Origin of the sequence: Promicromonospora sp. NPDC057138, from assembly GCF_042670845.1 — a bacterium.
GTDB lineage: Bacteria > Actinomycetota > Actinomycetes > Actinomycetales > Cellulomonadaceae > Promicromonospora.
This window is the reverse complement of the sequence record NZ_JBHUUX010000084.1, coordinates 1-20,696: the sequence shown is the minus strand read 5'-3', so window position 1 is coordinate 20,696 and position 20,696 is coordinate 1. Positions and strand designations below refer to the sequence as shown.

Sequence of the window (20,696 nt, the reverse complement as noted above, 5' to 3'; positions counted from 1 at the left end):
CCTGTCCGAGCCTCCCTGGTGTTGTCAGGGAGACTCGGACAGGCGCTCTACTTCGCGGAACTACCTCGGGGGTCAGGCCAGCTTGCTCTTGATGGAGCGGGCCTGCGCCAGCATCACGTCCCGCATGACGCTCCGGCGCGGGTCGATCGCGTAGGCCTGCTTGAGGACCCGGGCGCAGTCGTCGTGCCGGCCCAGGCGGCGGTACGCCTTGGCGAGCTCGCGCAGCTCGGCCGACGTCGGCTCGCGCTGGGCGATGACCGCCTCGATGACGCGGACGGCGTCCGAGGCCCGGTTCGTCTTGTTGGCCTCCTGGGCCTGCCGGAACGGGCTGGCGCTGCCGGCCTCCGGCGGCTTCCCGCCGGCCGCGGCGTGGCGCAGCTCGCGCACCAGCTCGTTCTTCTCCCAGTCGCTGAGGTGGTCGAGCCACGCGTAGTCGAGCTGGTCGTACCGCTCGCCCTTCGACGTCGGCTCCCACGGCTTGCGTCCCACGTAGTGGAGGACCTTGACGTCCTCCTCGTTGAACACCTGCGGGTGGTGGGAGTAGATGCGCTTGGTGGTGTTGTACTCCAGGGGGAGCTTGCGCCAGTCCGAGAAGAACTGGTTGAGGAAGCCCTGGTCGCCGCCGTCGTACGACGTCGTGTGGCTGAGCTGCGACATCATCGTCTCGAACATGCCGTGCGACGGGTTCACGGCGAAGACGCCGGAGTTGAACACGTTGCCGTCCGGCAGGTCGAGGCCCGCGTCGGGGACGGCGGCGAAGTCGTCGCCGTCGAACAGCTCGTCCAGGCTGCCCTTCACGACGGTGTCGCTGTCGAGGTAGACCAGGCGGTCGAAGAAGTCGAGCCGGAACACGTGGAGCTTCGTGTAGGTCATCGCGAAGCGGGCCTGGATCTTCTTGCCGCCCGAGTTCATCGGGTTGCGGATGCCCGGGACCTGGATCGTCCGGATGCCGCTCGCGGCGAGGGCCGCGCGGTCGGCGTCGGGCGTGACCAGGGCGATCAGCGGGACGTCCGTGTGCTCGCGCAGCGAGTTCGCCAGGGCGCGCGCGCCGTGGTGGTACGCGCCGGAGACCACGGTGACGTACGCGCACTTGCGGCCGTCGATCTCCTTCCACAGCGGACCGCCGACCTCGGGGACGACCACCGACGTGTCCTCGCCGACCTCGGGGAACGAGAGGTCAACGGTGTCCTTGGACACCGCGAGCGTCGGCACCGCCTCGGGAGCGAGGTGCGGGCGGTCGGTGAGGTCCTCCGCCTGCGGGACGAACAGGTGGAGCGTGTCCGACTGGCTCACCGAGCGGATCTTCGCGTCCGGGAACTCCGCCATGCAGGAGCGCAGGAACGCCAGGTCCGAGTCGAGGCCGTGCGCGGACTCGTAGCCCGGCGTGAGGTCCTTGTCCTTGAGTGCGGACTCCGCGGCCTGCGTGACCGTGTAGCCGTACCGGCTGTCCTTGGACTCGTACATGTCGAGACCGGACAGGTAGACCTCGCGGAATCCGACGCCCAGGCCGAACGCGAGGGCCTGCAGGCCCGTCGTGGGCAGGCCGGGCCGGCTCATGAACGCGCGGGCGAGGCGGGGGTGGCGGGCGGGGATGGACCAGGAGTCCAGCTCCTCGACGCCGACCATCGGCTCCGGCTCCAGGCCGTACTTGTCACCGTCGCGGTGCGCGGCGTGGCGCATGGGGCTGAGGATGCGGCGCACGTCGTACCGGCTCGACCGCATCTCCTCCTGCAGCAGCTTCTCCAGCTTCTCGTTCGGGATGGCGCTGAAGTACGCGTCGACCCGGTCGCCGAAGTGGTAGTTGCTCTCCAGGAAGAACCAGTTCATCCGGAAGACGACCACGTCGGCCGGGATCCGGTGATAGGGAGGCATGGCCGACGACGGCCCGTTGCCGACGATGAGCAGGGGCCTGTCGATCAGGTCAGCGAACGACGCGATTTCCGCGTCGCCGGGCTCACGGCCGAGCGGAACGCTCCGCATGGTGGGCATCGGATAACTCCCTTTCGAGGTACAGAGACCGGTCGAGTCTAACGGCCGGAGCGGGTGAAGGACTCAGGCCTTGGCGACGTCCGCGGCCGCCGCCCGGACGTGCGGCAGCAGCACCTGCTGACGGTCGGCGACGTCGGCCCGGTAGGCGTCCTCCCGGGCGAGAACGTCGAGCGTGCGCTCCGCGAGCCGGGCGCCGAGATCGGCGTCACCGATGTCGAAACCCCAGTCCAGACGGTCCACGTCCTCCAAGAAGTACCGCATCTTCGGGTGCGACACGATGCTCAGGACCGGCGTGCCCACACCGAACGGGATCATCGTCGCGTGGCCGCGCATGCCGATCACCAGGGACGCCCGCTGGTAGACGGCAAGCGCGTCGGCCTGGTCCATGTTGTGCAGCTCGTCGACGGGCAGCGTGAGGTCGTGCGCTTCCTCGAGATCCTTCGCGAGCTTGACGTCGCCGCGCGTGTGCGCAGCGATCCGGACCTCCGCGCCGGCCTTGCCCGCCTTGTCGGCGAGCTCGACCATGTGCGCGAGGAAGTCCGCGTAGCCGGTGCCGAAGCGCCGCCCGCTGCGGTCGAACGCCGCGTTGAGCAGGACCGTGCCGGAGCCCGAGCTCCCGGGGGTCAGCCCGGGGCGGATGTGCTGGAGCACCGTGGTCGGGCAGGGCACGAAGCGCACCTTGTCGTGCAGCTCGGCGGGCAGCATGTCCCGCACGCGCTCCATCGACCCGGTGTTGCGCAGGCCGACGAACTCGGCCTTGCGCGTGAAGGCGATGAGGCTGCGCCGGAACAGGTCACCCTTGAACTTCTGCCCCTTGAAGAGGTTGAAGCCGACGGCGAAGGCGTAGACGGGGACCGTCAGCGCGTCCAGCGAGGCCTCCGGCACGTTCCACTGCCAGCCGCTGTTCCCGTTGGGCGAGGTGTCCGGGAGGAACAGCCCGCCGCCGCCGACGACGAGGGCGCGCTGGGCGTTCGCGATCCGCGTGAACTCGTCGTCGAACACCTGGTGCGCGTGGAAGGACACCCACTCGGTGGTGCCGGCGGGCTCGGTGATCGCGTCCCGGACGGCGTCGGGCAGCACGATGTCCCCGAAGTTCTCGCCGCGGTCCACGAAGAACGCCACGTGGCCCAGGCCGCCGGAGGGCGCGTCCGCCTCGCGCGGCGTGATCGGCTGCTCGACACGGCCCAGCACGGTGCGGACCGACGACCGCGGCATCTCCTGCCGCAGCGCCCGGCGGGCGAACGCGTGCGCGGACTCGTCGTCGTGGATGATCCAGGCGACCTGCGCCGCGCGGGCGGAGCCCACACCGGTGTCGGCCAGCTTGAAGGCGCGGCGGGCGGCGTCGTACCGGCTGAGCGCCGTCAGCGACGTCCCGAGCGCGATGAGGTACCGCTCCGAGACGACGCCGTAGTGGCGGAACGTGCCCTGCAGCAGGCGCAGCGCGCCGGCATGGTCGGCGTCGGCCGCCACGAACTCGGCGTTCTCGATGGGGACGTCGAGGACGCCCGGGGGCGCCATCACCCCGTCCAGGCGGCCGGCCTCGGCGAACTCGTCCAGGATGGCGGCCAGCGGCCCCTCGAGGCCGAGGGTGAGGCAGCCGACGAGGTAACGCCCGAACGCGGCGTCGGCGTCCGACAGGTTCGTCACGGGGACCGACGCCGCGAGCTCGCGCAGGTCGGCCAGCTCGGCGGGGGGGTCGTGGCGGAGCAGCTCGGTCCGGAAGTCCAGGAACTGCTGCAGCTCCTCGACCGCGCGGTGCGCGTTGGTCCGGCGTCGCGCCACCGATCCCGTGCCCCGGGACGACTGATAGAAGTACTGCTCGGCGGCCTCGGCGTCGCCGGAGAGCAGCGCGACCAGCCCGCTCAGGCGGCCCACCTCGGGGTCGGGGGCGTCGGCACGCAGGAAGCTCGTCAGCGTGGTCGCGGCGTCCACGTCCCAGCGGTCGATCGCCTCGCGCGCCGCGTCCAGCACAGCGGCGCGCACCATCCGGACCTCGGACCACGTCACGTGCCCCTTCGCGAGCTCGCGCGTGGTGAACGAGTCGGGCTGCGGCCGCACGCCGGTGATCCGCTGGAGCGTGTGCATCACCTCGGCGGTGCGCCGCGCGCGCTCCCGCCGCTCGGACCGCGAGACTGCCTGGGGCGCGCCGCCGCCCGCGGGGGAGGACTTCGCCTTGCGACCTTCGGTTCCGGGCACTCGAGCTGTCTCCGTTCTCGGCACGGTCGCGGGCAGCTGGGGCGCCGCGCACCGTTTCGTGGGGAATGTTCCTGGGGCCGTGGTGCTGGGGCCCTGTTCCTGGGGCGGTGTTTCTGGATGGCGCTGTGCCACCGCGTGCAACGGCAGGATCCCACATCCGGGGCGGGAGCGGGTGAACCCGGCTGGACGGCACACGGCGCGGATAGCGCTAGTGTGGACGGCGTATCCATCCCGACCGACTCGAGAGTGCCACGAATGTCAGTACCCGGTGAAACCCCGTCCGCCGTCGTCGTCATCCCGGCCCGGGGAGGTTCGCAGGGTGTCCCCCTGAAGAACCTCGCGCGGGTGGACGGGATCACGCTGGTCGGGCGCGCAGTCCAGGCCTCGCTCGCCGCCTCGTCGGTCGCCGAGGTCATCGTCTCCACCGACCACGACGAGATCGCCGCCGAGGCCCGGCTGCACGGAGCGCGCGTCGTGGCGCGCCCCGCCGAGATCGCGGGCGGCACGGCGTCGTCCGAGTCGGCGCTGCAGCACGTGCTGGACCGGATCGAGGCCGGCGACGGCGGCCTGCCGCCCCAGGAGGTCCCGCCCGTGACGGTGCTGGTGCAGTGCACCTCGCCGTTCATCGACCCCGAGGACCTCGACACCGCCATCCGCCGGGTCGCCGCGGGCGAGAAGGACGTGGTCGTGGCGGTCTCCGAGACCCACGACTTCCAGTGGCGGATCGACGACGGCGTCGCGAGCCCTGTCGGGCACACCACCGACTACCGGCCGCGCCGCCAGGAGCGGGCGCCGCACTTCCGCGAGACCGGTGCCTTCTATGTGATGAGGACCGACGGGTTCCGTGCAGGCAGCACCCGGTTCTTCGGCGACGTCGGCATCCAGCCGGTCGCTTCCGAGTGGGCCATCGAGATCGACGAGCCCCGCGACCTCTGGCTCGCCCGCCAGCTCGTGGACCAGGACGTCGACGCCACGCCCGGGCCGGTCGACGTCGACGCGCTCGTCACGGACTTCGACGGTGTGCACACCGACGACCACGCCTACGTGGACCAGGACGGCACCGAGCAGGTGCGGGTGAGCCGCGGCGACGGCATGGGCGTCTCGATCCTGCGTCGCACCGGCCTGCCGATCCTCATCCTGTCGACGGAGACCAACAAGGTCGTCGCCTCGCGTGCCGACAAGCTGAAGGTGCAGGTCATGCACGGTATCGACGACAAGGCCTCCGCCCTGCGCGCCTGGATCGCCGAGCAGAACCTCGACCCGGCACGCGTCGCGTACGTCGGCAACGACGTCAACGACCTGCCCGCCATGGCCGTCGTCGGCTGGCCTGTGGCAGTCGCGGACGCGCGCCCCGAAGTGAAGGCACAGGCCCGGCTCGTACTGTCCCGCGAGGGCGGGAACGGTGCGGTTCGTGAGATCTGTGACCGTATACTCGCTGCGCGTCCGGCTACAGCAGCCCCCAGTACGGCAGCTGTCCAGACCCCCGTCGTCACCGGTTAGTCCCGACGACACGTAACAGCACTACCCTGTGCTCGACCCTTTCGGAAGGACCTTCTTATGAGCGCGACGAACGCGCAGCCCGCGCCGGTCACTATCGGCGACCTGCAGGTCGGCGCCGACCAGCCCGTGTACGTGATCGGCGAGATCGGCATCAACCACAACGGTGACGTCGAGATCGCCAAGAAGCTGATCGACGTCGCGGTCGAGGCCGGATGCCAGGCCGTGAAGTTCCAGAAGCGCACTCCGGAGATCAGCACTCCGAAGGACCAGCGCGACAAGATTCGTCAGACGCCCTGGGGCGAGATGACGTACCTCGAGTACAAGTACAAGGTTGAGTTCGAGGAGCCGGAGTACACGGAGATCGACGCGTACGCCAAGGAGAAGGGCGTGCAGTGGTTCGCGTCTCCGTGGGACGCCCCGTCCGTGGACTTCCTGGAGAAGATGGGCGTGCCGACCCACAAGGTCGCCTCGGCCTCGGTGACGGACCACGAGATGCTTCGTGCGCTCGCCGCGACCGGCAAGCCGATCATCCTCTCGACCGGTATGTCGACGCTCGAGCAGATCGACGCCGCCGTGGAGATCCTGGGCACGGACAAGCTCGTGATCCTGCACGCCACGTCGACCTACCCGCTTCCCCCCGAGGAGGCGAACCTGCGCACCATCACGACGCTGCAGGAGCGCTACAACGTGCCCGTGGGCTACTCGGGCCACGAGACCGGTCTGCAGATCTCGCTGGCCGCCGTGGCGCTGGGCGCCGTGGCCGTGGAGCGGCACATCACGCTCGACCGCGCCATGTGGGGCTCGGACCACGCCTCCTCGCTCGAGCCCAAGGGCCTCGAGAACCTGGTGCGCGACATCCGCATCCTCGAGAAGGCGCTCGGCGACGGCCAGAAGCGCGTCATGCCCGGTGAGTTCTCGCCGATGTCGCGCCTCCGTCGCGTCGACGCCTGAGCCGTAGGTGCAGCGCAGGGTGAGGGCCGAGGAACGAGGCACTCGCCCGCAGCGGAGCCGCAGGCTCAGGCGTAGAGGTAGAGCCTGAGCCGTAGGCACTACCTGGGCTCGGTGATCGAGCCCGCTGTTCATGGTCGGAGGCGGGCGCCGCACTCGCGGTGCCCGCCTCCGATGTTCCCGGGTCCGGACGGAGCCGGAACCGGGCCGAACCGGCCCGGCCATCGCGAGAGGGGGCCATGTGCCCGAGCGGGTAGAGGCGGCAAACATGCCGTTGGTGACGGTAGTCGCCGTCGTACGTGACGAGGAGCCGTACCTCGAGGCGATGGTGCGGTCGATCCTGGAGCAGGACTACCCGCACCCGCTGCACATGGTGCTCGCCGTGGGTCCTTCGCAGGACCGCACCCACGAGATCGCCGAGAAGCTCGCGGCCGAGACCGGCCGCGTCACCGTGGTGGACAACCCCACGGGTTCCAAACCGCTCGGCCTGAACGCGGGCCTGGAGCGGATGCCGGAGGGCCACTCGATCTTCGTCCGCGTGGACGGCCACACCGTCGCGGAACCCACCTACGTGCGCCGTGCCGTGGAGGCCCTGCAGGCCGCAGGGGCCGACGGCGTGGGCGGGCGCATGCTGCCCGTCGGCGACACCCCCGTCCAGAAGGCCGTGGCGCGCGCCATGAGCCACCCCGCCGGCCTCGGCGCGGCCGCGTTCCACACGGGCGGCAGCGCCGGCCCGGCCGAGACCGTCTATCTGGGCACGTTCCGCCGCGAGGCGCTGGAGCGCGTGGGCGGGTACTCGCCGGTGTACGTGCGGGCGCAGGACTGGGAGCTGTGCCTCCGGCTGCGGAACAGCGGCAGCCTCCTGTGGTTCGACCCGTCGCTCGTGGTCGAGTACAAGCCGCGCCGCACGCTGGGCGCCGTCGCCACCCAGTTCTGGCGCACCGGCATGTGGCGCCGCGAGGTCGTGCGCCGCAACCCCGGCACCGCGAACGTCCGTTATCTTGCCCCGCCGACCGCCGTCGTCGTGCTCGGGGTGTCCGTGCTGCTCGTCGTCGTCGGCGCGGTCGTGAGCTCGCTGCCGATGACGCTGCTCGCGCTCACGCCGCCCGTCGCCTACCTGCTGGGTGTGCTCGGCGCCTCGGCGCACGCCGCGACCCGCAGCCCCCGGCTCGACCTGCGCTCGGCGCTCGCCCTGCCCGCGACGCTCGTGACGATGCACATGGCGTGGGGCGCCGGCTTCCTGCGTGGCCTCACGGACCGCGTCCGGGTCGACGACGGCGTCTGACCCGGAACGCCGTCGTCAGGTCAGGCCTTCTTGTCCAGGAAGAGGAGGCGGACCGGGCGCGTCGACAGGCGGATCACGTCATAGACGAACTTCGGCAGGTACATCTGCAGCGCCATGCGCAGGTAGCGGGCCCTGAGCCACGGCTTGACCACGGCCAGCGTGGTCAGCGTCCCCGTCTCGCGCCGCTCAGCGAGGTAGCGGACCGTCGCCGGCAGCTCCGACTCGTCTGTGTGCAGGTAGTTGTCCTCGAGCCAGGCGGGGTCGGGGTCCGGGCCGCCCGTGCGGAAGGCCTCCGCGGCGTCGGCGACGTGCATCACGCAGCCGCTGCCGGCGAACGGCGCGTTGAGCAGCTCCGGGCTGACCCCGAAGTCGTCGATGATGACGGTGGACAGGCCGAGGGCCAGCGACTCCATCGCCGCGGTCGAGCTGACTGTCATGAGCGCTGACCCGGGCTGCAGCCACTCGGCCATGGGCCCGTCGACGAACCGCAGTGCGTCGCTGCGGTGCCCCAGGGCCGCGTGCTCGGCGTCCCACAGCTCGTCGTACGGGAACGCCTCGTTGTGCGTCTGCCGCTCGCCCTTGCGGGCGCGGAGCTTGACGATGACCTCGAACTCGTCGTCGGCGAGGCGGGCCAGGCGGTCCAGGAGGGCCACGCGGTCGGGCCGGTTGTCCGGCACCTTGGCCTGCGCGGCGAAGACCACGCGCTTGACCGGCTCGGTGCCGAGGCTCGCCGACATGTGCTCGAGGAACGGCAGGTGCGCCAGCGGCACCTCGGGGGCGACGTCGTGCTCGGCGAACGCCTCGCGGTAGGCGCCGATCTCGAGCCGGCTGTGCACGACGAAGGCGTCGCACCAGCGGCGCCAGCCCGTGCCCTCCGGCGTGGCGGGCAGCGCCATGCCGGGCAGGCCGGTGATCAGCGCGGGACGGCGCTTGCCCGTGGCGGCGACGATGGCGTGCGCCACGACCTCGGCGACGGGGCCGGTGGCGGCGATGAGCACGACGTCGGGCGTGTCGTCGCGGATCTGCGCGGCGAGGTCCCGGACGGGCAGCACGGCGGGACGGACCACCGAGGATCCCGCGACAGCGGCGGCGATCTGACTGGTGGTCGGCGCGATCGGCGTCTTGACGATCACCGCCGAGCGGTCGAGACCGGCCTCCTCAGCCGGGCCGAGCCTGTCCAGCGTCGCGCATGCCCACTTCAGATACGAGTCGCTGTCCGCGACCGCGAGCACACGGATGGTCATTCGTTCGCCTCCGGGGAGTCTGTTTCCTTGACGTCCTCGGCGGCGGCCCTGGCTTGCCGGGCGAGCTCGACGACGCTGGTCAGGTGTGCTCGGTGATCGGCCGAGGCGCGCGCGGTCCACCAGTCGGCGGGCACGTCGAGCGCGGTGACGGGGACACCGAGCGGTGAAATGATAGTGGTCAACAGGATGGTCGAGGTCGACGGCAGGCTCAGCACGCGCTGGCCGGGCCGCAGGCCGCGCAGCCGGATCTCGACGGGGGCACCGGGAGCATCGACGGTGACGCCGTCGATCGAGCCCAGCGTCGCGAGCAGCTCCGGCGTCTGACGGCGGTGCGGGAGGTAGCGCAGCGCGCTCTCCTTCGCCAGCGACCGGATCCAGTCGACGTACCGGTGCTCGTCGATCAGCCCGTCGGCGGGCATGCCCGAGCCGACGACGATGGTGGGCTCGGGCATCGACTCGTCCGCGGGCTGTGCCGTGAGCCAGCCGAAGCGGTTGTGCCGCACCTCGAAGCCCTGGGCCCGCAGGCCGGCGGACAGGTCGGGCGTGAGTGGAAGTGCGGTGAAGATCGTGACGCGGCCGTCGGCGGCCAGCGAGCGCAGGCGGCCGGCGGCCACAGCACCGAGCCGACGCCGGGGTGCGCGCGCCGGCCGGCCGATCCGGACCAGCGGGTCGCGGCGCACCAGGAGGCGGCACAGCTCGAGGGTCGCCAGGCCGTCGTCGACCAGGACCACGTGCTCCGGGCGGCGCAGGGGAGCGGTGGCCTGGAAGAGGCCCGAGAAGGCGTCGCCGACGAGCCAGACGGGCTCGCGCGCGGTCAGCGCGCTGCGGCGGCCCGCCAGGTCGAAGGCCAGGCCCTCGGGGAGGGTGAGCCCGCGGACGGCGGACAGGGCGTCGCCCAGGGCGGGGACGTCGTCGCGGACGTGCACGTGGGTCTCGGTGCCGCCGTACCCGGCGGCGTGCGCTTCGACCGTGCAGAGCAGCTGCAACGGCGACTCGACCAGGGCGCCGGCAGCGCGTGGGGACGCGGCGCGCGGGTCCGTGGCCCGAGGAGCGGGACGGGGGTGATGCACGCGGTGCAGTCTCTCACGTCAGGATCCTCACGCGTTTCACACGCCGTGCGAGGTCGCGGCGCGCCGACGTCGTACGAGGTCGCGGCCGTGCGGACGAATCCCGACCACACTGCTAGGGTTTGTGACCCGCTAGGATCGAAAGGCCGGATCGCCTCCGGCAGTGCCCCCGACCAGACAGGTATTTCACGCACCGTGAGCACACCTACTACCGACGCGGTCGCGCCAGCCAAGGCTGCCGCCAGCGGCGACGCCAAGAAGCCGCCGCCACCGCTCGTCCCCAGCACGACGTCGGCCGAGCGGCTGGCCCTTGCGAAGCAGTACGGCCTGCGCGCCCTGAACGTCCGTCCGCCGCTGGGTGAGTACATCCGCAGCCTGGCGAGCCGCTGGGCGTTCATCCGGGTCCTGGCCACGTCCACCGCGTACGCGAAGAACCAGAACAACTACCTGGGCCAGCTCTGGGCTGTGCTCAACCCGGTCCTCAACGCGGCCGTGTACGTGCTGATCTTCGGCATCCTGCTCCACCTGAACCGAGGCGTCAGCAACTCGATCGCGTACATCGTGATCGGTGTCTTCATGTTCCGGTTCGTCGAGGCATCGGTGAGCGGCGGCGCCAAGTCGATCAGCGGCAAGACGCAGCTCCTGCGCTCCCTGCACTTCCCGCGCGCCGTGCTGCCGATGTCGACGGTGTTGTCGCTCCTGACCACACTCGTTCCGGCGATCGTCGTGATGTGTGCCATCACGCTGCTCAGCGGCCTCATCCCGACGTACAAGATGGTCCACGTGACCTGGTGGTGGCTGCTGCTGCCCGCTGCCGTGGCACTCATGTGGATCTTCAACACGGGTCTCGCGTTCGTCATGGCGCGATTGGTGGCCAGCATTCCTGACCTCGACAACATCATCGGGTTCGTCATGCGGGTGTTGATGTATGCCTCAGGCGTGATCTTCCCTGTGTCGCACTACGTCGAAAACCTGGGCGTCTCCGAGACCACAAAGGCAGTCTTGACGGGTGTGCTGGACTACCAGCCCATCGCGGTCTACCTATACCTGGTGCGTTCCGTGCTGTTGCAGGAGGAGTCGTTCCCGCCCAGCGGCCTGATGTGGGCGCTCGGCGCCCTATGGGCGGTCGTGTTCTTCGTGATCGGTTTCATCGTCTTCTGGCGCGGCGAGGAGAGGTACGGACGTGACTGAGGCCGACGAGCACATGGACTTCGACCTCGAGATCGAGCCCGAGGACGCCGGGGAGGAAGCCCTCGAGACCGAGCTGGGTGACCCCTGCCTCGTGGTGGACGACCTGCACGTCGTCTACCGCGTCATCGGCGGCCGGGCCAGGAGCGAGGCCGAGAAGCAGGGCGCAGCGGTCCGCGAGGTCGAGGTGAAGGTGCCCTTCTACAAGCGGCTGCTCCGGGCCGGACGCCGGCACGTCGGCGCCGTGAGCGAGGTGCACGCCGTGCGCGGCGTCTCGTTCACCGTGCGGCACGGCGAGTCGGTCGGGATCGTCGGGGTCAACGGCTCCGGCAAGAGCACCATGCTGCGGGCGATCGCGGGGCTCATGCCCCCGAAGTCGGGCAGCGTGCACGTCTCGGGCGAGCCGTCGCTGCTCGGCGTGAACGCGGCGCTCATGCCGACGCTGACCGGCGAGCGCAACATCATGATCGGCGGCCTCGCGCTCGGGCTCACGCCCAAGCAGGTCGACGAGCGGTTCGACGAGGTGGTGGAGTTCGCCGGGATCGGCGACTTCGTCTACCTGCCGATGCGGACGTACTCGTCCGGCATGAGCGCGCGCCTGCGGTTCGCGATCTCGTCGTCCGCCTCGCCGGACATCCTGATGATCGACGAGGCCCTCGCCACCGGTGACGCCGCGTTCAAGGAGCGCAGCAAGGCGCGTATCGAGCAGGTCCGCGAGAACGCGGGCACCGTGTTCCTCGTGAGCCACTCGATCTCGACGATCGAGGCGATGTGCACGCGCGTGCTGTGGATGCACCAGGGCCAGCTCGTCATGGACGGTCCCGTGCACGAGGTCGCCGACGCGTACAAGAGGTTCGTGCGGGCGCAGCGCCCCGGCATGGGCCCGGCCCGTCGCAGGGCGCTGCAGCGCAAGCGGGCGCGGGAAGAGGCGGCGCGGAACGGCACCGAGGCTGCCGGGCAGAAGTCGGCGGAGCAGCAGAAGGCCGACAACAACGGCGACTCCAGCTTGAGCTCCGACTCCGAGGCGAAGAGGGCGGCCGAAGCCCGAGCGTAACCACCACCTTGCCGAGGTAGAGCCCTGGTTCTACCTCGGCAAGATGTGTCAGCCCAGCAGGGTTGTCAGGTGGCGGCGGACCAGCTCCACCGCTTCCGGGACCGGGACGTCGGTGGTGTCGATGACGAGCTCGGCGTCGTCGGGCTCCTCGTACGGCGAGGAGATGCCCGTGAAGTCGGCGATCTCGCCGGCCCGGGCCTTGGCGTAGAAGCCCTTGCGGTCGCGGGCCTCGCACACCGCCAGCGGCGTGCTGACGTGCACCAGGACGAAGTGCGCTCCGGCCTCCTCGGCCAGGGCCCGCACCTTCGCCCGGCCGGCCGCGAACGGCGCGATCGGCGCGGCGACGGCGATGCCGCCGTGCTTGGCCACGAGCGCGGCCACGTACCCGATGCGCTCCACGTTGGTCTCGCGGGACTCGCGGTCGAACCCGAGCCCCTTCGACAGGTGGTGCCGCACCTCGTCGCCGTCGAGCAGGGTGGTCCCGAGTCCGTCGTCGTCCAGCTCGGCGGCCAGGGCGCGCGCGACCGTCGACTTGCCCGAGCCTGACAGTCCCGTGAAGAACACGACGGCGCCCCGGCGGTGGGCGCCGCTCGCGGCGCGGGTCACCTCGGCGGCAGAGGCCGGCGGGTACAGCGCCCGGACCGCCTCGTCCCGCACGCGCGGCAGGTCCGCCACGCCCTCGGCGGTCGCCGGCGAGCGGTGCGCGGCCAGCGTCGCGACGCGCGCGGCGCCGTAAGCGGCGGCCACCTCGTCGAGCGTCGTCGCGCCCAGCCCGGACCACGGCACGACGACGGTGGCCACCCGCGCGTCGACGCGCTCCGCCAGGGCGTCGGCCAGCCCCTGCGCCGCCCGCACCAGTCCGGGGGCGCCGACGGCGCCCGCCTCCGGGGCGTGGCGGGCCACGGGCACGAGCAGCAGCACGGTGCTGGTGCTCGCGCCCGCCGGTGCGCCGGCCCCCGGGCCGGACTCCGCGTAGGTCCCCGGGCCGGTCCCGGCGGCGGCGGCCAGCGCCACCGCGGCGTCGAGCTCCTCGCGGGTCGGGACCTCGGTGACGAGCAGCCCGAGGCTGTTCTCGGCGTCGTCCCCGGAGCCCGCCTCCAGCCCGGCGCGCACCTCCCGGGCGGGGCGGCGGACGGCGACGTCCCACTGCGGGCCGATCGCCGCGGCCACCGGCTTGAGCGGCTCGAGCGCGGCGGGCAGGTCACCGGGGCGGGTCGTGAGGCGGGCCAGCGGGGTGTTCTCGGCGTCGGTCAGGATCACGTCCGCCGGGATGCCCGGCAGGGCGGCGGTGAGGGCCGACGCCGGGAGCGCGCCCCCGAGGGCCAGCTCGAGGACGTCCAGCTCGTCGTCGGACAGGACGCGGGCGGGGGTGTCGGTCATCGGCGAGGGCTCGTTTCTGCTGGGTCGTCGGCTGGGTCGGCTGCTGGGTCGGCTGCTGAGCCGGCCGCCGGGGCGTTCGAGAGGCCGTCGGTGACCTCCTCCGGGGTCGAGTCTGCCGGAGAAGTCGAGTCTGCCGGAGAAGGCACGGGCAGCGCGGCGAAGCGCCGCTTGACCCAGATCCACACGAGGTTCCCGACGACGAGCGCCGTCGCCGCGGCCCCGATCACCACGGGGAGGCTCGCGCCGAGCAGCTTGAGCGCGGACGCGAGCAGCAGGATCGCCAGCGCGCGGCGGATGATGCCGCCGGGTGCCCGCGAGGACACGAGAGCGCCGAACCAGGCGCCGGGGATCGCGCCGATGAGCAGCGACGTCGTCAGGCCGAGCGAGAAGTCGCCGTACAGGATGTGCCCCAGCGACGCCGCCGCGACGAGCGGCACCGCCTGGACCAGGTCGGTGCCGACGAGCTGGGAGGCCTTCAGCGCAGGGTAGAGCAGCAGGAGGACGACGATGACTATCGAGCCGGCGCCGACCGACGTCATACCGACCAGGAGCCCGGCCACGGCGCCGAGGATCGCGGTCGGGACCGGCCGCACCACGAGCTCCCGCGGGGCGGACGGACTGGCGGGCCCCTCGCCGAGCGCCGAGCGGCCGCGGACCATCTGCAGGACGGCGCGGACCACGAGGCCGAAGGACGCGATCAGCAGCGCGACGCCCAGGATCCGCTGAAGTGCGGTGTCGAGGGAGTCGCCGAACGGCAGCACCTTGATGAGCAGCGCGCCGGAGAACGCGGCGGGCACCGAGCCCACGCACAGCCACAGGACGAGCTTGAGGTTGACCGTCTTGCGCCGCAGGTGCACGAACGCGCCGGCCGGCTTCATGAAGAGGCTCGCGACGACGTCGCTGGAGACCGCGACCAGGGGGTCCACGCGGAAGACGAAGATGAGCATGGGGGTCATGAGCGCCCCGCCGCCCATGCCGGTGAGCCCCACGACGAAGCCGACGGCGAGGCCGCCGGCGATCAGTGCCGGGTCGACACTCACTGGTTAATCCCGATAATTCCGGTCGGTTTTGTAGTCATAGATATTCCTAGATTGTTGATCAGCATCGATCTGGTCGCCTGGCAGTGGATCGCATGGTCGAATGGTAGCCTCGGCGCGTTCGCCGGAGTTCAAACCGGCTACCGCCTGGGACGAGACGTATCCCCGGGCCAGGGCGCCGGGCACCTGAACGACCTGAAGATTCCGCAGACCTGGAGACCGATGAACGCGCCCTCCCTCGCGCTCCCTCAGGCGTCGCTCGACGACGACGCCCTCGCCCACGCGCTCGCCTCGGGAGCGGCGGAGGTGCTCATGGCCCTCCGCGCCGAGGTCGACGCCGCGGGCGGAGCCTTCGTCGCCAAGGAGCTCAAGGACGCCGGCGACGCCGCCGCGCAGGCCTGGCTCGCGGCCGCGCTGACCTCCGCCCGCCCCGCCGACGCCGTCCTCTCGGAGGAGGCCAAGGACGATGCGTCCCGCACCGGTGCAGATCGTGTGTGGATCATCGACCCGCTCGACGGCACCCGTGAGTTCGCCGAGCGGCACGCCGACGGGCCCCTGGCCGGGCAGTGGCGCGACGACTTCGCCGTCCACATCGCGCTCTGGGAGCGCGGCGTCGGGCTCACCGTCGGAGCCGTCGCGCTGCCAGCCCGCGCGCAGGTCCTGACCACCGCGGACGGCGTCGTGCGGGACGACGACGCTGCCGCCGTGCTGGCCGGGAACCGCCCCCTGCGGATCGCCGCGAGCCGCAGCCGCCCGCCGGAGTTCGTGGCCGCGCTGGCCGAGCGCGCCGATGTCGAGCTCGTGCCGATGGGCTCGGCGGGCGTCAAGATGCTCGCGGTCGCCGACGGTACAGTTGACGCTTACGTCCACGGGGGTGGGCAGTACGAGTGGGACTCTGCGGCCCCCGTCGCCGTTGCCAGGTCCCGGGGACTCGTCTGCACCCGCCTCGACGGATCCGTGCTCGAGTACAACCGGGAGAGCCCCTGGCTCCCAGACCTGTTCGTATGCCCCCCGGCACTGGCCGCGCGCCTGCGCGAGCTGCTCGACACCGTTGGTGTCGCGTCCGTGGTCGGGGCAGATAGCAAGGAAGGTGCCCAGTCGTGAAGAGTCACGTTCTGAGCCAGCTGCGCAGCCTGGAGGCCGAGAGCATCCACATCATGCGCGAGGTGGTCGCCGAGATGCAGCGGCCGTGCCTGCTGTTCTCCGGCGGCAAGGACTCCATAGTCATGCTGCACCTCGCGGTCAAGGCGTTCGCGCCGGCGCGCGTCCCGTTCCCGATCATGCACGTCGACACCGGCCTGAACTTCCAGACCGTGCTCGACTGCCGGGACCGGTGGGTGGAGCGCACGGGCGTGCAGCTCGTCGTCGCCTCCGTCCCCGAGGCGATCGACCGCGGCCTGGTGCGGGAGGAGCCCAACGGCTCCCGCAACCGGATCCAGACGCCGGTGCTGCTGGAGGCCGCCGAGAAGCACGGCTTCGACGCCCTGTTCGGCGGCGGGCGCCGCGACGAGGAGAAGGCCCGCGCCAAGGAGCGCGTGTTCTCCTTCCGCGACGACTTCGGCCAGTGGGACCCCAAGAACCAGCGCCCCGAGATCTGGAACCTGTACAACGGCCGCGTCCACCAGGGCGAGTCCATCCGGGTGTTCCCCCTGTCCAACTGGACCGAGCTGGACATCTGGGCGTACATCGAGGCCGAGAACATCGACCTGCCCGACCTGTACCTCGCCAAGGAGCGCGAGGTCGTGGAGCGCAACGGCATGCTCTACGAGGTCAACGAGTTCACCCCCCTCAAGGACGGCGAGAACGCCGAGGTCAGGTCCACGCGCTACCGCACCGTCGGCGACGCGAACCTCACCGCGTGCGTCGAGTCCGCGGCGATCACGCTGCACGACGTCGTCGAGGAGGTGGCGGCCGTGCGCCTGACCGAGCGCGGCGCTACCCGCGGCGACGACAAGGTGAGCGAGGCCGCCATGGAGGACCGCAAGAAGGAAGGCTACTTCTGATGACGACGACTCTTCCCGAGGCCGGTGCGGCCCCCGAGGCGCACGGCTCCGACGCGCTCAGCGAGGTCGTCAGCGGCGACCTCCTGCGGTTCGCGACGGCCGGCTCGGTCGACGACGGCAAGTCCACGCTGATCGGCCGCCTGCTGTTCGACAGCAAGTCGATCTTCGCCGACCAGCTCGAGTCGGTGGAGCAGGTCAGCAAGGACCGCGGCAACGACTACGCCGACCTGTCGCTCCTGACGGACGGCCTGCGCGCCGAGCGCGAGCAGGGCATCACCATCGACGTCGCGTACCGCTACTTCGCGACGCCGAAGCGCAAGTTCATCATCGCGGACACGCCGGGCCACACGCAGTACACGCGGAACATGGTCACGGGCGCCTCGACGGCCGACGTGGCGCTGATCCTCGTCGACGCGCGCAAGGGCGTCGTCGAGCAGTCGCGCCGGCACACGTTCCTCGCCACGCTGCTGGGCGTGCCGCACGTGGTGGTGTGCGTGAACAAGATGGACCTGGTCGACTACGACGAGCAGGTCTTCGAGAAGATCCGCGCCGAGTTCGCCGAGTTCGCCTCCCGCCTGCGCGTGCCCGACCTGACGTTCATCCCGGTGTCCGCCCTGGAGGGCGACAACGTGGTGACGCGCTCGGAGAACATGCCCTGGTTCGACGGCTCGCCGCTGCTCAGCCACCTGGAGCGCCTGCACGTCGCGTCGGACCGCAACCTGGTCGACGTGCGGTTCCCGGTGCAGTACGTGATCCGGCCGCAGCAGAACGACGCGCGCGACTACCGCGGCTACGCGGGCACCGTCGCGTCCGGCGTCATGAAGCCGGGCGACCGGGTGCTGGCCCTGCCGGCCGGCCTGGAGACGACCATCGAGTCCATCGACACGGCCGACGGCCCGGTCGACGAGGCGTACCCGCCCATGTCGGTGACGGTGCGGCTGGCGGACGAGATCGACATCTCGCGCGGCGACATGATCTGCCGCCCGAACAACGCACCGACGGTTACGCAGGACATCGACGCCCAGATCTGCTGGATGGACGAGTCGGCGTCGCTGATGCAGGGCAAGAAGTACGCGATCAAGCACACCACCCGGTGGGCGCGGGCGATGGTCAAGAACATCAACTACCGCGTCGACGTGAACACGCTGCACCGCGACGAGGAAGCCACCGAGATCAAGCTGAACGAGATGGCCCGGATCCGCCTGCGCGTGACCCAGCCGCTGTTCGTGGACGCCTACCAGGCGAACCGGCAGACCGGCGCGTTCATCCTCGTGGACGAGGCGACCAACAAGACGGTCGCCGCGGGCATGATCGGCGGAGCCGCGCACCAGTACTGAACCGCCGTACTGACCGTGTCCGGACTGTGATCGGTAGAGCTACCGAGACCCTGATACGCTCCGCAACGCCGGAGGGCCGCCGACCCAGGTCGGCGGCCCTCCCATGTTGCTGAAAAACGCGCCTGGCCAGGGTCGTCGCGGTGAATCCGGAGACGCGCGGCCAGGCCCGCACGCAGACCCGGAGGTTCCCCAGTGACCGTTGTCTCGAGTTCGCTGCCGCCCTCACTCGGGCCGGCGGATCCGGGCATCACGGCGGGGGGACCGCACCTGCCGAGCGGGCCGGTCCCGCCCGCCGGTAGCCGCCCGCCCGCGCGCCGTCCCGCGAGCGTGCACATCCCCGAGCTGCACGGCCTGCGCGGGCTGGCGCTCGCTCTCGTCGTCGCGTTCCACCTGTTCGGCAACGGCCGGGTGTCGGGCGGCGTCGACGTCTTCCTCGTCCTGTCGGGGTTCCTGGCGACCGGGTCCCTGCTGCGCCGCGCCGAAGGCCGCGAGCTGCGCCTGGGGGAGCACTACGGGCGGACCTTCTCCCGGCTCGTCCCGCCGGCCCTCCTGGTGCTCGTCGCGACGGCGGCCCTGGCCTGGTGGGTCATGCCGCGTGGCACCTGGGTGCAGACCGGCCGGGAGATCCTGGCGTCGGCGCTGTACTACGTGAACTGGGAGATGATCTGGGGCCAGCTCACCTACGGGGCGGCAGGCCCGCAGACCAGCCCGCTGCAGCACTTCTGGTCGATGTCGGTGCAGGGGCAGTTCTTCCTGGCCTGGCCGGTGGTGGTGCTGATCGTGGTCGCGCTGGCCCGCACGGCGCGGATCAGCGCGCGCGGCCTGCTGATCGTCGTGGTCGCGGGGACGACGGCGGCGTCGTACGCCTTCGCCCAGGAGCTGCACGCCCTGGACCAGCCCGTCGCGTACTTCCACTCCTGGGCCCGGTTCTGGGAGCTGGGCATCGGCGGGTTCCTCGCCCTGGTGCTGCCGTGGCTGCGGCTGCCCGGCGTCGTGCGCCCCCTGCTGGGGTGGGCGGGCCTCGGGCTGGTCGTGTCCAGCGGGTTCGTGCTCGACGGCGGCGCGCTGTTCCCGGGGCAGTGGGCCCTGTGGCCGGTGGGCGGCGCCCTGCTCGTGCTGCTGGGCTCCGGCGGACCCGCGGCCTGGGGCCCGCGCGGCCTGCTGCAGGTGGCGCCGCTGCGTTTCATCGCCGACATCTCCTACGCGCTGTACCTGTGGCACTGGCCGCTGCTCATCGCGTACCTGCACTACACCGGCCTGAGCCGGGTCGACTGGATCGGCGCCGCGCTCATCCTGACGACGTCGGTGGTGCTGGCCTGGCTCACCACGAAGCTCGTGGCGGACCCGGCGCAACGGTTCCGCGAGGCGTTCGGCGGGGTGCGCGCGCTGGTGGCCGCGGCCGCCTGCGTGTCGCTGGTCGCGGGCGGCACCGTGGCCGCCGTGACCGCGCTCGAACGGCAGGACGCCCAGCTGCTCGCCGCCGCAGAGGCCGCCGCCGACGCCGCGGGGCCGTCCCAGTACCCGGGGGCGCTCGCCCTGAGCCCCGCGTACAGCGAGCCGGTCCCGGGCGACCTGGCGATCCAGCCGGCGCCCGCGGTGGCAGCGCAGGACCTGCCCGACGTCGACACCGAGGACTGCATCCAGGAGAACGTCGTCACCGCCGGGTCGGACGTTCCGCTGACCTGCACCCTGACCGGCGGGCCGGAGCCCGACCACACGGTGGTGATGGTGGGCGACTCGCACATCATCCAGTGGGTGCCGGCCATGGCCGAGGTCGGGCGCCAGGAGAACTGGCAGGTGCAGCTCATGGCGCGCCGTGGCTGCCGCCTGGCCGCGCCGACCGGGCCGCTCGGTCCGGCGAGCAGCACTGACATGTGCTGGTCGTGGCGCGTCAACGCGCTGGCCGCGCTCGAGCAGATGCGGCCCGACGCCGTGGTGGTGATCGGCAGCCGCACCTCGACCACCGCTCCCGGCGACACGGTGATCCCTGCGGAGGCGCGCGCCTGGCGCCGTCTGGCCGCGGCGGGTATCCGGGTGGTGACGATCAGGGACAACCCGCGCTTCGGGTTCGACGTCCCGGCGTGCGTGGAGCAGCACCCCGACGGCGTCGGCTGCGCGCGCTCCCGGACCGACGTCTACTCGCCCGTGAACCCGGTCGTGACCGCGAAGGGAGTGCCGCCGTCGGCGGTGCACCTCGACCTCACGCGGTCCATCTGCGGGCTGCGGCTGTGCGAGGGCGCGGTCGGGAACGTGCTGATCTACCGCGACGACAACCACATGACCGCCACCTACTCGGCGACCCTGACCCGCCCGCTGCACAACGCGCTGCGGCTCAAGGCGCACTGGCTGTTCGTCGACCCGATGAAGGCCCCGCCGATCCGCACCCGCTTGTAGCGGCCGAGGTAGTCAGATCCGCGAAGTAGAGCGCCTGTCCGAGTCTCCCTGGCGATAACCAGGGAGACTCGGAC

15 protein-coding genes are annotated in these 20,696 nt (G+C 71.4%); 9 read left to right on the top strand and 6 right to left on the bottom strand.

The window, feature by feature from the left end; translation table 11 throughout:
- Window positions 1-72: 72 nt before the first annotated feature.
- Together ACFT2C_RS26595 and ACFT2C_RS26590 are read right to left on the bottom strand one after the other, a co-directional pair.
- Window positions 73-1,989, bottom strand: coding sequence for a glycosyltransferase (locus ACFT2C_RS26595; protein ID WP_377210103.1), 1,917 nt, complete (start codon window positions 1,987-1,989; stop codon window positions 73-75).
- A gap of 63 nt (window positions 1,990-2,052) precedes the next feature.
- On the bottom strand, window positions 2,053-4,185 hold the full coding sequence (locus ACFT2C_RS26590) for a polysaccharide pyruvyl transferase family protein (RefSeq protein ID WP_377210102.1): 2,133 nt from the start codon (window positions 4,183-4,185) through the stop codon (window positions 2,053-2,055).
- A 255-nt stretch (window positions 4,186-4,440) separates the two neighbouring features.
- On the opposite strand from ACFT2C_RS26590, the gene ACFT2C_RS26585 reads away from it, so the two are divergent.
- The 3 genes from ACFT2C_RS26585 (at window position 4,441) to ACFT2C_RS26575 (ending at window position 7,918) form a co-directional block, all read left to right on the top strand.
- Window positions 4,441-5,685, top strand: coding sequence for a cytidylyltransferase domain-containing protein (locus ACFT2C_RS26585; RefSeq protein ID WP_377210101.1), 1,245 nt, complete (start codon window positions 4,441-4,443; stop codon window positions 5,683-5,685).
- A 57-nt stretch (window positions 5,686-5,742) separates the two neighbouring features.
- Window positions 5,743-6,636, top strand: a complete 894-nt coding sequence (locus ACFT2C_RS26580; RefSeq protein WP_377210100.1) for an N-acetylneuraminate synthase family protein — start codon at window positions 5,743-5,745, stop codon at window positions 6,634-6,636.
- A gap of 265 nt (window positions 6,637-6,901) precedes the next feature.
- Entirely contained in the window at window positions 6,902-7,918 is a 1,017-nt protein-coding gene (locus ACFT2C_RS26575; RefSeq protein ID WP_377210099.1) for a glycosyltransferase family 2 protein, read from the top strand.
- Between the two features lie 20 nt (window positions 7,919-7,938).
- On the opposite strand, the gene ACFT2C_RS26570 is transcribed toward ACFT2C_RS26575, so the two are convergent.
- Together ACFT2C_RS26570 and ACFT2C_RS26565 are read right to left on the bottom strand one after the other, a co-directional pair.
- Window positions 7,939-9,162, bottom strand: a complete 1,224-nt coding sequence (locus ACFT2C_RS26570; protein WP_377210098.1) for a DUF6716 putative glycosyltransferase — start codon at window positions 9,160-9,162, stop codon at window positions 7,939-7,941.
- Window positions 9,159-10,232 carry a hypothetical protein gene (locus ACFT2C_RS26565; protein WP_377210097.1) on the bottom strand — a complete coding sequence of 358 codons (1,074 nt, stop codon included), beginning with the start codon at window positions 10,230-10,232 and terminating at the stop codon, window positions 9,159-9,161. The genes ACFT2C_RS26570 and ACFT2C_RS26565 overlap by 4 nt, the downstream gene beginning before the upstream one ends.
- Before the next feature lie 192 nt (window positions 10,233-10,424).
- Here ACFT2C_RS26565 and ACFT2C_RS26560 point away from each other — a divergent pair, with 192 nt between their 5' ends.
- Window positions 10,425-11,420, top strand: coding sequence for an ABC transporter permease (locus ACFT2C_RS26560; protein WP_377210096.1), 996 nt, complete (start codon window positions 10,425-10,427; stop codon window positions 11,418-11,420).
- Entirely contained in the window at window positions 11,413-12,471 is a 1,059-nt protein-coding gene (locus ACFT2C_RS26555) for an ABC transporter ATP-binding protein (RefSeq protein WP_377210095.1), read from the top strand. The genes ACFT2C_RS26560 and ACFT2C_RS26555 overlap by 8 nt, the downstream gene beginning before the upstream one ends.
- 48 nt (window positions 12,472-12,519) lie before the next feature.
- Here ACFT2C_RS26555 and cysC read toward each other — a convergent pair whose 3' ends face one another.
- Together cysC and ACFT2C_RS26545 are read right to left on the bottom strand one after the other, a co-directional pair.
- The gene (cysC, locus tag ACFT2C_RS26550) at window positions 12,520-13,851 is read right to left on the bottom strand and encodes an adenylyl-sulfate kinase (RefSeq protein ID WP_377210094.1); all 1,332 of its coding nucleotides are present in this window, start codon (window positions 13,849-13,851) and stop codon (window positions 12,520-12,522) included.
- The gene (locus ACFT2C_RS26545) at window positions 13,848-14,891 is read right to left on the bottom strand and encodes a sulfite exporter TauE/SafE family protein (protein ID WP_377210093.1); all 1,044 of its coding nucleotides are present in this window, start codon (window positions 14,889-14,891) and stop codon (window positions 13,848-13,850) included. Before ACFT2C_RS26545 ends, cysC begins: the two co-directional genes overlap by 4 nt.
- Window positions 14,892-15,110: 219 nt before the next feature.
- Between ACFT2C_RS26545 and ACFT2C_RS26540 the strand changes: the two genes are divergently transcribed.
- The 4 genes from ACFT2C_RS26540 (at window position 15,111) to ACFT2C_RS26525 (ending at window position 20,622) form a co-directional block, all read left to right on the top strand.
- Window positions 15,111-15,992, top strand: a complete 882-nt coding sequence (locus tag ACFT2C_RS26540) for a 3'(2'),5'-bisphosphate nucleotidase CysQ (protein ID WP_377210092.1) — start codon at window positions 15,111-15,113, stop codon at window positions 15,990-15,992.
- Entirely contained in the window at window positions 15,989-16,891 is a 903-nt protein-coding gene (gene cysD, locus ACFT2C_RS26535) for a sulfate adenylyltransferase subunit CysD (RefSeq protein ID WP_377210091.1), read from the top strand. The genes ACFT2C_RS26540 and cysD overlap by 4 nt, the downstream gene beginning before the upstream one ends.
- Window positions 16,891-18,228: a sulfate adenylyltransferase subunit CysN gene (gene cysN, locus ACFT2C_RS26530; RefSeq protein WP_377210090.1), complete on the top strand. Its 1,338-nt coding sequence runs from the start codon at window positions 16,891-16,893 to the stop codon at window positions 18,226-18,228. The genes cysD and cysN overlap by 1 nt, the downstream gene beginning before the upstream one ends.
- A 192-nt stretch (window positions 18,229-18,420) precedes the next feature.
- Complete coding sequence (locus tag ACFT2C_RS26525; protein ID WP_377210089.1) at window positions 18,421-20,622, top strand: acyltransferase family protein; 2,202 nt, start codon at window positions 18,421-18,423, stop codon at window positions 20,620-20,622.
- The last annotated feature ends 74 nt before the right edge of the window (window positions 20,623-20,696 follow it).

Coding starts and splice junctions, on each gene's coding strand:
- cysN (WP_377210090.1), top strand. CDS start 16,891: ATGACGACGACTCTTCCCGAGGCCGGTGCGGCCCCCGAGGCGCACGGC.
- ACFT2C_RS26570 (WP_377210098.1), bottom strand. CDS start 9,162: ATGACCATCCGTGTGCTCGCGGTCGCGGACAGCGACTCGTATCTGAAG.
- ACFT2C_RS26595 (WP_377210103.1), bottom strand. CDS start 1,989: ATGCCCACCATGCGGAGCGTTCCGCTCGGCCGTGAGCCCGGCGACGCG.
- ACFT2C_RS26585 (WP_377210101.1), top strand. CDS start 4,441: ATGTCAGTACCCGGTGAAACCCCGTCCGCCGTCGTCGTCATCCCGGCC.
- ACFT2C_RS26540 (WP_377210092.1), top strand. CDS start 15,111: ATGAACGCGCCCTCCCTCGCGCTCCCTCAGGCGTCGCTCGACGACGAC.
- ACFT2C_RS26580 (WP_377210100.1), top strand. CDS start 5,743: ATGAGCGCGACGAACGCGCAGCCCGCGCCGGTCACTATCGGCGACCTG.
- cysC (WP_377210094.1), bottom strand. CDS start 13,851: ATGACCGACACCCCCGCCCGCGTCCTGTCCGACGACGAGCTGGACGTC.
- ACFT2C_RS26575 (WP_377210099.1), top strand. CDS start 6,902: ATGCCGTTGGTGACGGTAGTCGCCGTCGTACGTGACGAGGAGCCGTAC.